Origin of the sequence: Tannerella sp., from assembly GCF_030528505.1 — a bacterium.
In the GTDB taxonomy this organism is placed as follows: domain Bacteria; phylum Bacteroidota; class Bacteroidia; order Bacteroidales; family Tannerellaceae; genus Tannerella.
The window spans coordinates 17414-32105 of record NZ_JAUMYS010000001.1 but is presented as its reverse complement, the minus strand read 5'-3'; the positions used below and the strand labels follow the sequence as shown (position 1 = coordinate 32105).

11 protein-coding genes and 1 riboswitch are annotated in these 14692 nt (G+C 50.0%); of the genes, 9 read left to right on the top strand and 2 right to left on the bottom strand.

What is annotated here, in order from left to right; genetic code table 11:
- The first annotated feature begins 20 nt into the window (after nt 1-20).
- Complete coding sequence (gene uvrA, locus Q4A89_RS00130; protein WP_303182755.1) at nt 21-2828, top strand: excinuclease ABC subunit UvrA; 2808 nt, start codon at nt 21-23, stop codon at nt 2826-2828.
- A 31-nt stretch (nt 2829-2859) separates the two neighbouring features.
- Here the strand turns inward: uvrA and Q4A89_RS00125 are convergent, their stop codons facing one another.
- Both Q4A89_RS00125 and Q4A89_RS00120 read right to left on the bottom strand, forming a co-directional pair.
- Nucleotides 2860-3786 (bottom strand): carbohydrate kinase, encoded by a 927-nt coding sequence (locus tag Q4A89_RS00125; protein WP_303182753.1) that lies wholly within the window; start codon nt 3784-3786, stop codon nt 2860-2862.
- A complete protein-coding gene (locus tag Q4A89_RS00120; protein ID WP_303182752.1) occupies nt 3774-4403 on the bottom strand; it encodes an SIS domain-containing protein in 630 nt (209 codons plus the stop codon). The genes Q4A89_RS00125 and Q4A89_RS00120 overlap by 13 nt, the downstream gene beginning before the upstream one ends.
- An 83-nt stretch (nt 4404-4486) precedes the next feature.
- Here Q4A89_RS00120 and Q4A89_RS00115 point away from each other — a divergent pair, with 83 nt between their 5' ends.
- From Q4A89_RS00115 to Q4A89_RS00080, 8 genes are all read left to right on the top strand, one after another.
- The gene (locus tag Q4A89_RS00115; protein ID WP_303182751.1) at nt 4487-5647 is read left to right on the top strand and encodes a TlpA disulfide reductase family protein; all 1161 of its coding nucleotides are present in this window, start codon (nt 4487-4489) and stop codon (nt 5645-5647) included.
- Between the two features lie 177 nt (nt 5648-5824).
- On the top strand, nt 5825-6295 hold the full coding sequence (gene greA, locus Q4A89_RS00110) for a transcription elongation factor GreA (protein ID WP_303182749.1): 471 nt from the start codon (nt 5825-5827) through the stop codon (nt 6293-6295).
- A gap of 13 nt (nt 6296-6308) precedes the next feature.
- Entirely contained in the window at nt 6309-6710 is a 402-nt protein-coding gene (locus Q4A89_RS00105) for an HIT family protein (protein WP_124751380.1), read from the top strand.
- A gap of 267 nt (nt 6711-6977) precedes the next feature.
- A riboswitch (cobalamin riboswitch) is annotated at nt 6978-7187 on the top strand.
- A gap of 72 nt (nt 7188-7259) precedes the next feature.
- Nucleotides 7260-9395 carry an anaerobic ribonucleoside-triphosphate reductase gene (gene nrdD / locus Q4A89_RS00100; RefSeq protein WP_303182745.1) on the top strand — a complete coding sequence of 712 codons (2136 nt, stop codon included), beginning with the start codon at nt 7260-7262 and terminating at the stop codon, nt 9393-9395.
- Nucleotides 9389-9847, top strand: coding sequence for an anaerobic ribonucleoside-triphosphate reductase activating protein (gene nrdG, locus Q4A89_RS00095; RefSeq protein ID WP_303182743.1), 459 nt, complete (start codon nt 9389-9391; stop codon nt 9845-9847). Before nrdD ends, nrdG begins: the two co-directional genes overlap by 7 nt.
- Nucleotides 9848-10374: 527 nt before the next feature.
- Nucleotides 10375-11484 carry a DUF4434 domain-containing protein gene (locus Q4A89_RS00090; protein ID WP_303182741.1) on the top strand — a complete coding sequence of 370 codons (1110 nt, stop codon included), beginning with the start codon at nt 10375-10377 and terminating at the stop codon, nt 11482-11484.
- Nucleotides 11485-11487: 3 nt separating this feature from the next.
- Nucleotides 11488-12894 carry a sugar porter family MFS transporter gene (locus tag Q4A89_RS00085; RefSeq protein WP_303182740.1) on the top strand — a complete coding sequence of 469 codons (1407 nt, stop codon included), beginning with the start codon at nt 11488-11490 and terminating at the stop codon, nt 12892-12894.
- Between the two features lie 13 nt (nt 12895-12907).
- Nucleotides 12908-14626, top strand: coding sequence for an FAD-dependent oxidoreductase (locus Q4A89_RS00080; RefSeq protein ID WP_303182738.1), 1719 nt, complete (start codon nt 12908-12910; stop codon nt 14624-14626).
- The last annotated feature ends 66 nt before the right edge of the window (nt 14627-14692 follow it).

The following is a 14692-nucleotide window of genomic DNA, read 5'->3' as shown; positions in this document are numbered from 1 at the left end:
TCAATTTGAATGATCGCAGAATGGCAAAGAAGACGGTGAAAGAAGAAAACGGGTACATCCTGATCAAGGGAGCACGTGTCAACAATCTGAAAAATATCGATGTCAAGATTCCGCGCGACAAGTTCGTGGTAATTACCGGACTGTCGGGGAGTGGCAAGTCATCGCTGGCTTTCGACACATTGTATGCCGAAGGCCAGCGTCGTTATGTGGAAAGCCTTTCGGCTTACGCCCGTCAGTTTCTGGGACGCATGAGCAAGCCGGAATGCGATTATATCAAAGGTATTCCGCCGGCGATTGCCATCGAGCAGAAAGTCAGTGTCCGCAATCCTCGCTCGACGGTCGGCACGTCGACCGAAATTTACGAATATCTCCGTCTGCTATATGCCCGTCTGGGACGAACAATTTCGCCCGTGTCGGGACAGGAGGTCAAGAAGCATCAGGTATCCGACGTGGTGAAAAAGGCCTTGTCTTACCCTACCGGCACACGTTTCGCCGTTTATGCCCCGATCGTTCTGCCTGAAGGGCGGACGCTGAGAGAACAATTTGAAATCCTTCGGAAAGAAGGCTATACACGGCTCGAAATTGACGGGAAGATTTATCGCATACAGGAAGTGCTCGACGATGCCGAACTGATGAAAGCGAAAGATGCCGAGATTTTGATTGACCGGTTAGAGGTATCGGACGACAAACTGCTGAAAAACCGTCTGGCCGATTCCGTTGAGACCGCTTTTTACGAAGGACACGGCACTTGTCGGCTGAAAGTATATCTATCGGAATTGCCGAAAGTGTTTGAATTCTCAAAACGTTTCGAGGCTGACGGGATGGTTTTCGAGGAGCCGACCGAGATGATGTTCAACTTTAATAACCCGCTGGGAGCCTGCCCCACCTGCGAAGGCTTCGGGAAAGTGCTGGGTATCGATGAAGACTTGGTTGTGCCGGATAAAAGTCTGTCGGTCTACGAGGGCGCTGTCGTATGCTGGAAAGGCGAAGTGATGGGCGAGTGGTTGCGCGACTTTATCCATGCCGCAGCCAAACACGGTTTTCCGATACACCGGCCTTACTTCGAGCTGACAGATAAGGAGAAAGAACTATTGTGGCACGGAGCCCGCGGGGTGCATGGCATCGACGACTTTTTCAAGTTTGTCGAAAGCAATCAGTACAAGATCCAGTATCGTGTCATGTTAGCGCGATATCGCGGCAAAACGACATGTCCGGTCTGCAAGGGCAGCCGGCTGAAGCCATCGGCGCTTCACGTGCAGGTGGGCGGGAAGAATATGGCCGAGCTGGTCACGATGCCGGTGACCGAGGTAAAAGCTTTTTTCGATCGATTGGAACTGAGCGAAGCCGATGCGGTCATTGCCAAACGTTTGCTGACAGAGATCAACAACCGGCTGCAATTCCTGCTCGATGTGGGGCTGGGCTATCTGACGCTCGACCGGCTGTCGGCCACCCTTTCGGGAGGCGAGAGCCAGCGCATCAGTCTGGCCACGTCGTTGGGAAGCAGTCTCGTCGGGTCGCTCTACATCCTCGACGAACCGAGTATCGGGCTGCACTCGCGTAATACCGATATGCTGATCAAGGTGCTTCGCCAATTGCAGGCGCTGGGCAATACGGTGGTCGTTGTGGAGCATGACGAAGAGATTATCCGCGCGGCCGACTATATCATCGACATCGGCCCGGCGGCGGGAAGACTCGGCGGTGAGGTCGTCTATCAGGGTGTCGTAAACGGATTACAGCAACAGACCGACAGTCATACCGTACGTTATCTGACAGGGGAGGAGCAGATCGAAGTGCCTCTTTATACGCGTCCGTGGAATGAGTATATCGAAATCAAAGGCGCGCGCAAGAACAACCTGAAACAGGTCGATGTGAAGTTTCCGTTGCATGTGATGACCGTCGTCACGGGAGTCAGCGGATCGGGCAAAAGTTCGCTCGTACGCGACATCCTCTACGAAGGCATGAAGCGTTTGCTGGATGATGCGCCGGCATCGGTCGAATGTACGTCGATCACAGGAGATATCCACCGGATCAAAGCCATCGAATTTGTAGATCAGAACTCGATCGGCAAAAGTTCGCGTTCCAACCCGGTGACGTACATCGGAGCATACGACGAGATACGCAAGCTCTTTGCCGAACAACCCTTAGCGCGTCAGATGGGCTATCAGGCGGCACATTTTTCTTTCAATAAAGAGGGTGGTCGTTGCGAAGAGTGCAAGGGGGAAGGGCGGATCACGGTCGAGATGCAGTTTATGGCCGACATTATGCTCGAATGCGAGGTCTGCCACGGCAAACGATTCAATGCCGATACGCTGGAGGTCGAATATCACGGAGCGAATATCTACGATGTGCTTGAGATGACCGTAAGTCAGGCGATCGAGTTTTTCGGGGCTCAGAAAGATGCGCAGGCCAAAAAGGTGGTAAAGAAACTAAATCCTCTGCAAGAAGTTGGACTGGGATATATCAAGCTGGGACAGACCTCTTCGACGCTTTCGGGAGGTGAAAACCAGCGTGTCAAACTCGCCTATTATCTGAGTCAGGAAAAGCAGGCGCCCACCATGTTCGTGTTTGACGAACCGACGACGGGGCTTCATTTCCACGACATCAAGACGCTGCTCAAAGCGTTTAACGCCTTAATTGACCGGGGGCACACGGCTGTGATCATCGAGCATCACCCCGACGTCATCAAATGCGCCGATTACATCATCGATTTGGGTCCCGAAGGAGGGAAAGCGGGCGGACAAGTGGTCTGCACCGGCACACCACACGATATTGCGGCCTGCGAACAATCATATACAGGGAAATACCTGAAAGGAAAGCTCAAAAAATAATGTCGAGAAAGGCTTGACTGGCAAAGAAATCTCAATCAAGCCTTCTCTCCTTCGCAAATTCGGGAGATATATAATTGGAAAAGCTCCCGCATACATCGGCCGCGAACTCCATACCGCAACGAATGATTTTGCTCCATGCCATCTCGCTCAGCTGCGGCAGATCGTGATAACCGATACCGTATTTGATGAGGCCGTAGACAATGCCGGCATTGAAATTATCGCCGGCGCCAATCGTGCTGACCGGCGTCAGAGACAACACATCATAATGTGTCCGTCCATCTTCCGTGTATAGATTGATCCCGTCCTTCCCATGTGTTGTAATCAATCGTTTACAGTAGAATTTCACCTCGTTCCGATAAATATCGTCCGTGTCCGACTTTCGGTATAAATTCATAAAATCTTCGTCCGATCCTCTGACAATATCGGCAAATTCATAATTGTCCATTACCATCGGGCGGAGTTGAATAGCCTCGTGAGCATGCGCTTTACGAAAATTCAGATCATAATAGATGATAGCCCGTTGTGCTTTGGCGTATTCGACGAGCTCCGTCACCCGCTCGCGCATCCTCGGATTCAGCGCATAGTAAGAACCAAAAATTAGAATATCGTCCGGACGAATGGTCGGAAGATGACCATTCGGGCGTTTGGATGAGTGCTGGGTATAAAAGAGATATTCGGCATCCTTACTTTCGGACAGGAAAGCCAGAGAGACCGGACTTTTCATATCCGGAGAGCGATCCATGAAATCGGTTGTCATCCCGTTCGATTTCATAAAGTCGCAGATCATGTCACCGACCCGGTCTTTTCCCAGTTCGCTCGTGAATGCAACGGGAATCCCGACCCGACTCAATGAGACCATGGAATTAAACGTCGAGCCGCCCGGCACCGCGGCATGGGGCTGGTTATCCTGAAAAATAATATCCAGAATCGTTTCGCCGATACCGATCACCTGTCGCATGATTCCTCCTCCATTTTACTTTGCTGACGACTTTTCGAGCCCAGATAGCCACCGTGATGTCGCTTGGCATAATCGGCATTCGTGAATCCGATGTGTTTCATCGTCCCTACCACCAGCACATCGCCGATTACCGTCATGACCGTTGTCGACGTTGTCGGCGTCAATCCCAGCACACACACCTCCTTCGGTGCTCCGGTCAAGAGACATACGGCCGCCTCTTGGGCTAACTGGCTTTTGGGGTCGGACGTGATTACAATAAACGGCATGTCTTCTACCAGTCCCCGTGTCAGTTGTACGAGTTCCAGCAGTTCGCGTGTTTTTCCCGAATTTGAGATCAGCAGCATCACGTCGTTCGGACAGACAATGCCCAGATCGCCATGCTGCGCCTCGCTGGGATGCAAAAAGAATGCCGGCGTGCCTGTTGAGCTGAACGTCGTTGCGATATTCATCGCGATTTGGCCGGCTTTCCCCATACCGCTCGTAATCAACTTCCCGCCCTGTTCGTGAACGTGTTTTACAATCAAGGCAACAGCCTCCGTATAATATTCTGTTACAGGAATCCGGCGAACGGCCTCCGCCTCCTGTTCGATAATCGTTCGTATCTCTTCCGTCATCATAATTGCAAAAGTAAGTGATATTTTTTTTCAGCCACTATAAAATAACGTATATTTGCATCCGTTGAATAAAAAAATACCCCTATATGAGAATCGATAAAATACGCTATTGGGCAGTTGTGTGCGGTCTTTTGCTCACACTGCCCGCCTGCCGACAAAGCACAGCCGAATTTACGGTTACAGGAATCGTTGCCGGAGCCGATGGCCAAACCATGTACATCGAAAACATCGGTCTCTCGGAAATCCAACTGATCGACTCCGTCAAACTCAACTCATCCGGTAAATTCACGTTCAAAATCGAACAGCCTAAATATCCGGACTTCTATCGGTTAAGGCTAAAAAAACAATGGATTAATTTTGCCATTGACTCAACCGAGACGGTTACTTTCACGGCCGATGCCGCGACGTTCGCCACGTCCTACACCGTGGAAGGCTCTGAGAACTGCATCGCCATCAAAGAGATTACACTCGCCCAGTTAGATGCCGATCAGGAAATCAATCGCATACGCAGCGAGTACCGTTCCGGCGTCCTTTCCGATACAGCCTACCGTCGTCGAACTCTCAACATGGCTGAAGCTTACAAGGAAGTGGCACGCAAACACATCTACGCCAACCCGATGTCTACTGCCGCATACTACGCCCTTTTCCAGCAAGTCGACGGTCTCCTGTTCTTCGACCTCTACGACAAAGCCGATTCCCGCTCCTTCGGCGCCGTAGCAACAAGCTACAATCATTTGTATCCGGAAAGTCCGCGTGCCAAGCATCTCTATAATCTGGCATTACAGTCGCTGAAAGTAATCCGTAGCCGGCAGACCCTCGACTTAAACCAGATGGAAACGAAAGAGATCGATATGCTGGATATCGATCTGCCCGACCTCCGGGGTGTTGCCGTAAAATTATCGGACACGGCAAAAGACAAAGTGACGATTCTCAATTTCACGGCTTATGAAACGGAATGGGCACCTTCGCTTAACCTTACGCTGGGATCGCTCTACGAAAAATATCATGCCAGAGGACTCGAAATTTATCAGGTTTCCTTAGATACGGATCTTCATCACTGGAAAAACGTGGCATCCAATATGGGCTGGACATGCGTCCGCGATCCCCAGTCCGTTTACTCGCAGGCTGCGGCACTCTATAATGTCAAACAACTTCCGGCGATCTTTTTACTTAACCGGCGAGGCATTTTAGTTAAGCGCATCGATGATCTGGACGCTCTTGAGAAAGAAATCGAAGCTCTCCTGTAAAGAAAAGGAATCCGGTATGATGTTATAAAGCAGCATTTCAAGATTTGCATATCTGTAAAATATCCGTTACTTTTGCACCCGAGTAATAAGTAATAAACATTTGGATTCCGGTCAGAGCCTTTCTTGACCGGGATTCTTTTTTTATCTTTTAATTAAACGACGAGGGAGGACATACAAATGGCTGTTACGTACATGACAGAAGAAGGCTACAACAAGATTCTGGCCGAAATCAATTATCTCGAAAGCGTCAAACGTCCTGAGATATCAGCACAGATCGCAGAGGCACGCGACAAAGGCGACCTTTCCGAAAATGCGGAATACGATGCCGCCAAAGAAGCGCAAGGTATTTTGGAAGGGAAAATTGCTCAACTCAAAGGGCTGATCTCCAACGCGCGGCTTATCGATGAAGCACAGATCAAGACGGATGTTGTACAGATTATGAACAAGGTGAAAATCAAAAATCTGCAAAACAAAGCCGTCATGACTTATACGCTCGTATCCGATTCGGAAGCCAACTTGAAAGAGAACAAAATCGCCGTCAGTACACCCATCGCACAGGGACTGATGGGAAAGAAAGTAGGCGACATCGCCGAAATCCAAGTCCCTTCGGGCATGATGAAGTTTGAAATCATGGAAATATCGATTTAATAAGACATCCATTATGGCTACTATTTTCAGCAAAATCGTCAACGGTGAAATACCGTGCCACAAGATCGCAGAAAACGATGAATTTTTCGCTTTTCTCGATATTCGTCCTTTGGCCGAAGGACATACGCTTGTCATCCCCAAGGAAGAAATCGATTATCTTTTCGATATCGACGACGAACGGTTGGGACGCATGATGGCTTTCGCCAAGAAAATCGCATCCGCGCAGAAACAGGCTATTCCTTGCAAGCGCATCGGGGTGACCGTTATCGGACTGGAAGTGCCGCATGCGCACATCCATCTGGTACCTATGCAGAAAGAGTCCGACATGCACTTCGGGAAGGAAAAGCTCGAACCGACATCCGAACAGTTGGCAGAAGTGGCTGCACGAATCCGCTCGAAGCTCAGCGGAGTATAACCCCTCTGAAAAATTACACGCGCCCGCCTGTCAGGCGCGAGAAAACATTCCTGTCTAAAGCCTTCGAAGGGCTTAGGGCAGGAATTGTTATTTGGGGCACCTTCGATCAAAAATACCCGTGATTCTCTTGTTCTTTGCCTACTGTAACCCTCTGTCTGCACCGCTTTATTCTCCAAAAAATCGTTAGAAGCTGCATCAATACATTGATTGTGGATTTGTTGAAAACTTTTTCGGCAGCTACTGTAAAGGAGCTATGGGTAATTTTCTATCTTTGTACACGTAAACGGTTTCCGCGTTGCACGACGCAACAAGGAATGAAAATGGGAATCCGGTGCAAGTCCGGAACTATCCCCGTAGCTGTAAGTTCCGCCATACGCGGACGGCACCATCTAAGGCCACTGCTCTCGTCGGCGACGGAGCGGGAAGGCGTGCCGCCCGGAACAAGTCAGAAGACCTGCCGTGATACACGAAACAAAATATGGAAGTTCTCGGGTGGAAGGACTTACAAAGAGAGGCAGAATTTGCATACATTATATAATACAGGAACAGATGGAAACATTTATCACGAAACGTGATGGGAAAAAAGAGCTTTTCTCCATCGACAAGATTAAGAACGCTGTGACCAAGGCTTTCCTCTCGGTCGGCTGTTTCCCGTCGGACGAAGACTTGACCTCGATACTCGGACATGTACAGATCAAAGACGGCATGTCGGTCGAAGAAATTCAGAACCAAGTCGAAACGGCGCTTATGTGTGAACGCTACTATAAAGTGGCCAAATCGTATATCCTTTATCGACAGAAACACCTTGAGGACCGCGAAGTGCGTGACAAGCTGGCTTTTCTGATGAACTACTGCGACGCGAAAAACGCCGCCACAGGGAGTAAGTTCGACGCCAACGCCAATGTGGAGCACAAGAACATCGCCACGCTGATCGGCGAACTGCCCAAGCAGAACTTCATCCGCCTGAATCGCCGCCTGCTGACCGACCGTCTCAAGGAGATGTACGGCAAAGAGCTTTCGGATAAATACCTCTCGTTGCTCAACCGTCATTTCATCTACAAGAACGACGAAACGAGCCTTGCCAACTACTGCGCGAGTATCACGATGTATCCGTGGCTGATCGGCGGCACAAAATCGATCGATGGGAACTCAACGGCTCCGAGCAATCTGAAATCGTTCTGCGGAGGCTTCGTAAATATGGTTTTCATCGTCTCAAGCATGCTTTCCGGAGCGTGTGCCACACCCGAATTCCTGATGTATATGAACTATTTCATCCAAAAGGAATATGGCGAAGATTATTACCTGCATCCCGACCGCGATGCCGATTTGTCGCTCAAACGGCGGAGCATCGACAAAGTGATTACCGATTGCTTCGAGCAGGTCGTCTATTCGATCAATCAGCCGACGGGAGCGCGTAACTTTCAGGCTGTTTTCTGGAACGTGGCCTACTACGACCGGTACTATTTCGAGAGTCTCTTCGGTGAGTTCGTCTTCCCCGACGGCAGCCGCCCGCACTGGGAGTCGCTCAGTTGGTTACAGAAGCGCTTTATGAAATGGTTCAATAAAGAACGCACCAAGACCGTGTTGACATTCCCCGTCGAAACGATGGCGTTACTTACCGAAAATGGCGATGTAAAAGATAAGGAATACGGCGATTTCACGGCCGAGATGTATGCCGAAGGACACTCCTTCTTCACGTATATCAGCGACAATGCCGATTCGCTTTCGAGCTGTTGCCGGCTACGCAACGAAATACAAGACAACGGGTTCAGCTATACGCTCGGAGCGGGAGGCGTCTCGACCGGCTCGAAAAGCGTGTTGACCATTAACCTGAATCGTTGCATACAGTACGCCCACCAACGGAGCCTCCCTTATATGATGTATCTCGAAGACATCGTCGATCTGGTACACAAGGTGCAGCTCGGTTACAACGAGAACCTCAAGATGTTACACTCCAAAGGTATGTTGCCTCTCTTCGATGCGGGTTATATCAATATGAACCGGCAATACCTGACCATCGGCGTGAACGGACTTGTCGAAGCGGCCGAATACCTCGGTATCGAAATCAGCGATAACCCGCAATACACGGCATTCGTGCAGGAAGTACTCGGGCTTATCGAACGTTACAATAAGAAGTACCGCACGAACGAAGTGATGTTCAACTGCGAGATGATCCCGGCCGAGAATGTAGGCGTCAAACATGCCAAGTGGGACAAAGAAGACGGCTTCGTCGTTCCGCGCGAGTGTTATAACAGTTACTTCTACATTGTCGAAGACGAGTCGTTGAACCTGATCGATAAATTCCGTCTGCACGGACGCAAATACATCGAGCATCTGACCGGTGGTTCGGCGCTCCATGCCAATCTGGACGAGCATCTCTCACAAACGCAATATCGCCAGCTCTTGCGTGTTGCCGCAGCCGAAGGGTGTAATTATTTTACATTTAACATTCCGAACACGCTGTGCAAAGAATGCGGTCATATCGATAAGCGTCATCTTAAGGCCTGTCCCGTTTGCCATAGTCAGCAAGTGGATTACCTGACGCGCGTTATCGGCTATATGAAACGTGTGAGCAACTTCTCGCTCGCCCGGCAGAAGGAGGCTTCGAGGCGATATTACGAAAATATCAATGCCGCGAAACAGTCGGTGGGAAAGAAGCCGGTTGTCCATGAGATGTCATGTTGAAATACGTTAGCTACGATATCGTTTTTCGTGAAATACCCGATGAGACGACGCTCGCCCTGAATCTTTCGAACTGCCCGAACGGTTGTCCGGGCTGCCACAGCTGGTGGCTTCAGGAAGATCGGGGCGAACCGCTGACGGAAGAAACATTAGCCGGGCTCCTCGGCTGCTACGGAAACGCTGTGACCTGCTTGTGCTTTATGGGCGGTGATGCAGAACCGTACGAAGTGGCACGGCTTGCGGCATTCCTAAAACAAACAACAACAATCAAAGTCGGATGGTATTCGGGACGTTCCGTACTGCCGTCCGACTTTCCCGTTCACCACTTTCAATACATTAAGTTAGGGCCGTACATCGAGCGTTTAGGCCCTCTTTCTTCACCGACAACGAACCAGAAACTTTATCGAATCACCGACGATGGAGAAATGATCCCCATGATGTATCCGTCACGGTAGAACTCACAAAAACACTTCTCTTAACCGTTTACCATAAATAGATTTCAGGCTTTCAGCTCTCTATCGAGGGGATTGCTTTTTTCCTAAGGATGCGCATTGGGCTGAATGAACATGCCCTTTCAGGACTCTGTTTTCATTGGTTATATTCTCAACTGTTTTTCTACTTTAACCCCTTTGTGTCATATACGCTCAAAAGAATGAAAATCATTCGACGGTGAATGAAAACAATCCGACGATAAACATTCTCTCCACATCTCAACTTCGCCGAAATATGGTGGAGAATATGGAAGGAAAGAGAACAAAACCACAAGGTACGTGAGCAGCGACGAGTTGTTCTACGTTGCAAACAGAGCCTTAACCTGTGCCGGAAAAGTCTTGTTCATAACATTAAAAGGAGATACAGCTTAATGATGAAGGCTTGGTTAATAAATTATTTTATTTTTATATCTGAAAAATAGAAATCCTGTTTATTATTTCGACTGGGGTTAATAAAAAAGTATTTATATTTGCGCTAAAAACAAAAAGCAATGAAGATAAATAATCGCAGAGAATTTTTAAAGCAGGCCGCTGTAGCGGGAGCTTCGGCGATGGCCGTCCCGGCTTTGTCGGGATGTACAAAACAGTCGCAGAGTGAATCATCCCATAAATATCATGAAGAACAGACATCAGCACTTGAGAGCCGTCTGATTGTTCCGAAAGGGCAGGGGTTAAAAATCACAGGTACCTTTTTGGACGAGATTTCGCATGACATCCCCCACCAAAACTGGGGAGAAAAAGAATGGGACAGAGATTTCCGCCACATGAAGGAAATTGGAATCGACACCGTCATTCAAATACGTTCCGGTTATCGCAAGTTTATCACCTATCCCTCAAAATACTTGCTGGGCAAAGGCTGTTATATGCCTTCGGTCGATCTGGTGGACATGTTTCTGCGACTCGCCGATAAGTACGGCATGAAATATTATTTCGGATTGTACGACTCCGGACGGTACTGGGATACGGGCGACCTGAGTTGGGAGATCGAAGACAATAAATATGTGATTGACGAAGTCTGGCAAAACTACGGGAAATATAAAAGTTTCGGCGGCTGGTATATCAGCGGAGAAATCAGCCGTCAGACGAAAGGAGCAATCGACGCGTTTCATGCCATGGGTAAGCAGTGTAAGGACGTTTCGGGCGGACTGCCGACGTTTATTTCACCATGGATCGACGGAAAGAAGGCCGTCATGGCCAGTGGAGGCAAGCTGACGAAGGCGGACGCTGTTTCGGTACAGGAGCATGAAAAAGAGTGGAGTGAGATTTTCTCCGGTATCTGCGATGTAGTAGACGCATGCGCCTTTCAGGATGGACATATCGATTACGACGAACTGGACGCATTTTTTGAGGTCAATAAAAAGATGGCTGACAAATACGGCATGAAGTGCTGGACGAACGCCGAATCGTTCGACCGTGACATGCCGATCCGCTTCTTACCGATCAAATTCGATAAGTTGCGGATGAAGCTCGAAGCGGCAGCGCGCGCCGGATACGACAAGGCCATTACGTTCGAGTTCTCTCATTTCATGAGTCCGCAGTCGGCCTATCTGCAAGCCGGACACCTGTATAACCGTTACAAGGAATATTTTGAGATCGGATAAGCCATGAAATCGAACGTTCATTTCGGATATTTGATTTTTCTCTCTGTCGTCGCGGCGCTCGGCGGTTTTCTGTTCGGGTACGACACGGCCGTAATCTCCGGTACCGTTTCGCAGGTAAGCCTTCAGTTTGGGCTCGATGCCATTCAGCAGGGCTGGTATGTAGGCTGCGCACTGATCGGTTCGATTACGGGCGTCGCATTCGCAGGAGTATTGGGCGACGCGATCGGACGAAGAAAGACGATGTTGCTCGCCGCCGTACTGTTTACGGTCTCGGCCATTGGCTGTGCCGTCTGTGCCGACTTCAACCAGCTGGTGATCTACCGGATTATCGGAGGGGTGGGGATCGGTGTGGTGTCGATTATTTCGCCGTTATACATTTCGGAGCTGGCCGTTGCCGAATATCGAGGGAGGCTTGTCTCACTGTATCAGTTGGCCATCACGGTCGGATTTTTGGCTGCTTATTTAGTTAACTTCCGACTTCTCGGATATGCGGAGAATCCCTATTTGCAGGCTACGTCGTCCGGGACGTTTTTCGGTAAGATTTTCATCGAGGAAGTATGGCGTGGCATGTTGGGAATGGAAACCTTTCCCGCCGCACTTTTCTTCGTGATCATTTTCCTGATCCCCGAGAGTCCGCGTTGGCTCATTCTGAAAGGGGACGAGGCGCGTGCCGCTGGCATTTTGCGGAAAGTATACGTTTCGGAAGAAGATGTGCGGATGCAGGTCGGCGAAACGAAACAGTCCGTCGCCTCCGAAGGGAAGTCCGAATGGTCGGTACTGTTTACGCCGGGTATCTTCAAAGCGGTCGTTATCGGTGTCGGCATTGCCATTCTGGGACAGTTTATGGGCGTCAATGCCGTGTTGTATTACGGCCCGACGATTTTTGAAAATGCGGGCTTGTCCGGCGGCGACTCGTTGTTCTATCAGGTACTGGTAGGTCTGGTGAATATGCTGACGACCGTGCTGGCTTTAGTGATCATCGACCGGGTCGGACGCAAGAAGCTCGTTTATTATGGGGTATCGGGAATGATCGGTTCGTTGCTGCTAATCGGGCTGTATTTTATTTACGGTGAAGCGCTCGGCATTTCGAGCCTCTTCCTGCTGACGTTCTTTCTGCTGTATATTTTCTGTTGTGCCGTTTCGATTTGTGCCGTTGTATGGGTTTTACTTTCCGAGATGTACCCGACGAAAGTACGCGGGCTGGCCATGTCGATAGCAGGCTTTGCCTTGTGGATCGGGACGTATCTGATCGGACAGCTGACACCGTGGATGTTGCAAAATCTGACACCGGCGGGGACATTCTTCCTCTTCGCCATCATGTGTGTACCTTATATTTTAATTATATGGAAACTGGTTCCGGAAACAACCGGAAAAACACTGGAAGAAATTGAAAAATATTGGAAAAAATAATAGAAAAGATTTCATGAAACGCAGACAATTCTTGACATACGCCGCATTGGCCGGAGGCAGTAGCTTATGGTCTCTATCGAATGCGGGAGGAATGAATTTTAGTAATAAAACGTATTTTCCGGCGAACGAAGAAGCAACGAAGGAGCAACGAACGGATATCGTTATTATCGGCGGAGGATTCGGAGGCTGTGCCGCGGCACTGGCCGCATGTCGCAACGGACTGAACGTCGTCATGACCGAAGAGACCGACTGGATCGGCGGACAGGTATCGCAACAAGGCGTTCCTCCCGATGAGCATCCGTGGATCGAGACGCACGGCGCACCGGCTTCGTATCGTACCTTCCGGAATAAAGTCCGTGAATACTACCGGCGCAATTACCCGTTGACCGACGAAGCGCGTGCCCGCCAATTCCTCAATCCCGGCGACGGACTCGTGTCCCACCTCTGCCACGAACCCATCGTGTCAGTAGCTGTGCTGACGGAGATGCTATTGCCTTACCTGAGCGCCGGCAAACTCAAAATCTTGCTTGGCTACAAAGCACGGCAAGCCGAAGTAAAAGGCGACTCGGTACGTGCCGTTGAGGTATATTGCAAGGAGACGGGTCACTCCATGACGCTCTCCGCCCCCTATTTTGTGGATGCCACCGAATGCGGCGACTTGCTGCCGTTGACAAAAACAGAATATGTGACCGGTGCAGAAGCGAAGTCGGAAACGAACGAGCTGCATGCCGCAGCCGAAGCAATGCCGACGAACAACCAGGCGTTTACCGTATGTTTCGCGATGGATTATGTGCCGGGGGCAAATCTGACGATCGACAAACCCGCAGATTATGCTTTTTGGCGCGATTATATCCCGTCGTTGAAACCTGCCTGGTCTGGGCGTCTGATCGATCTGAGCTATCCTGATCCGATTACGCTGAAAACGCGACAGGCCGGATTCCATCCCGAAGGAAACGAACTCAGCGTGTTCAACCTCTGGAACTACCGGAAAATCATTTCCCGTAAAAACTTTACGCCGGGATTGTACAGCGGAGACATCACGATCGTCAACTGGCCTCAAAACGATTACCTGCTCGGGAACCTGCTCGATGTGTCCGACATGGAATTTGAGAAACATGTGGCTCAGGCCAAACAGCTGAATTTATCGCTGTTCTATTGGTTGCAGACTGAGGCTCCGCGTCCTGACGGCGGCACGGGATGGCCCGGATTACGCCTGCGCGGCGACGTGCTCGGTACGGACGACGGGATGGCCAAATATCCGTATATCCGTGAAGCACGACGCATCAAGGCCATGTTTACCGTCACGGAAGAGCATGTCGGGAAGGAAAACCGCAAGCTCGCTACGGGCGAGACAAAAGCCGCCGAATTCTACGACAGTATCGGCATCGGCTACTATCGCATCGATCTCCATCCGTCGTTCGGCGGAGATAATTACATCGATGTGGATTCGCTGCCGTTCCAGATACCATTGGGCGCTTTGATCCCGCAACGGGTCGATAACGTATTGCCAGCCTGCAAAAATATCGGGACGACCCATATCACGAACGGTTGTTACCGTTTGCATCCGGTTGAATGGAGTATCGGCGAAGCAGTCGGAATGCTGCTCGCCTATGCGAAGGAAAAGAAAGTGCTTCCGCGCGCTGTCCGCGAAGACAGAACGCTTCTCTCCGAATTCCAGCAACGGATACAGGCGCAAGGCGCGGAAATCCGCTGGAAGGACAGTAGCGCGTAAGTAGGGTAAATAAAAGATTTTCAGATATGGCCGAAGAACGATTTGTTTTTCGGCTAATATTTTGTA

Excerpts from the sequence above, each read along its gene's own strand:
- uvrA (WP_303182755.1), top strand. The coding sequence starts at position 21 with ATGGCAAAGAAGACGGTGAAAGAAGAAAACGGGTACATCCTGATCAAG.
- Q4A89_RS00125 (WP_303182753.1), bottom strand. The coding sequence starts at position 3,786 with ATGCGACAGGTGATCGGTATCGGCGAAACGATTCTGGATATTATTTTT.
- Q4A89_RS00120 (WP_303182752.1), bottom strand. The coding sequence starts at position 4,403 with ATGATGACGGAAGAGATACGAACGATTATCGAACAGGAGGCGGAGGCC.
- Q4A89_RS00115 (WP_303182751.1), top strand. The coding sequence starts at position 4,487 with ATGAGAATCGATAAAATACGCTATTGGGCAGTTGTGTGCGGTCTTTTG.
- greA (WP_303182749.1), top strand. The coding sequence starts at position 5,825 with ATGGCTGTTACGTACATGACAGAAGAAGGCTACAACAAGATTCTGGCC.
- Q4A89_RS00105 (WP_124751380.1), top strand. The coding sequence starts at position 6,309 with ATGGCTACTATTTTCAGCAAAATCGTCAACGGTGAAATACCGTGCCAC.
- nrdD (WP_303182745.1), top strand. The coding sequence starts at position 7,260 with ATGGAAACATTTATCACGAAACGTGATGGGAAAAAAGAGCTTTTCTCC.
- nrdG (WP_303182743.1), top strand. The coding sequence starts at position 9,389 with ATGTTGAAATACGTTAGCTACGATATCGTTTTTCGTGAAATACCCGAT.
- Q4A89_RS00090 (WP_303182741.1), top strand. The coding sequence starts at position 10,375 with ATGAAGATAAATAATCGCAGAGAATTTTTAAAGCAGGCCGCTGTAGCG.
- Q4A89_RS00085 (WP_303182740.1), top strand. The coding sequence starts at position 11,488 with ATGAAATCGAACGTTCATTTCGGATATTTGATTTTTCTCTCTGTCGTC.
- Q4A89_RS00080 (WP_303182738.1), top strand. The coding sequence starts at position 12,908 with ATGAAACGCAGACAATTCTTGACATACGCCGCATTGGCCGGAGGCAGT.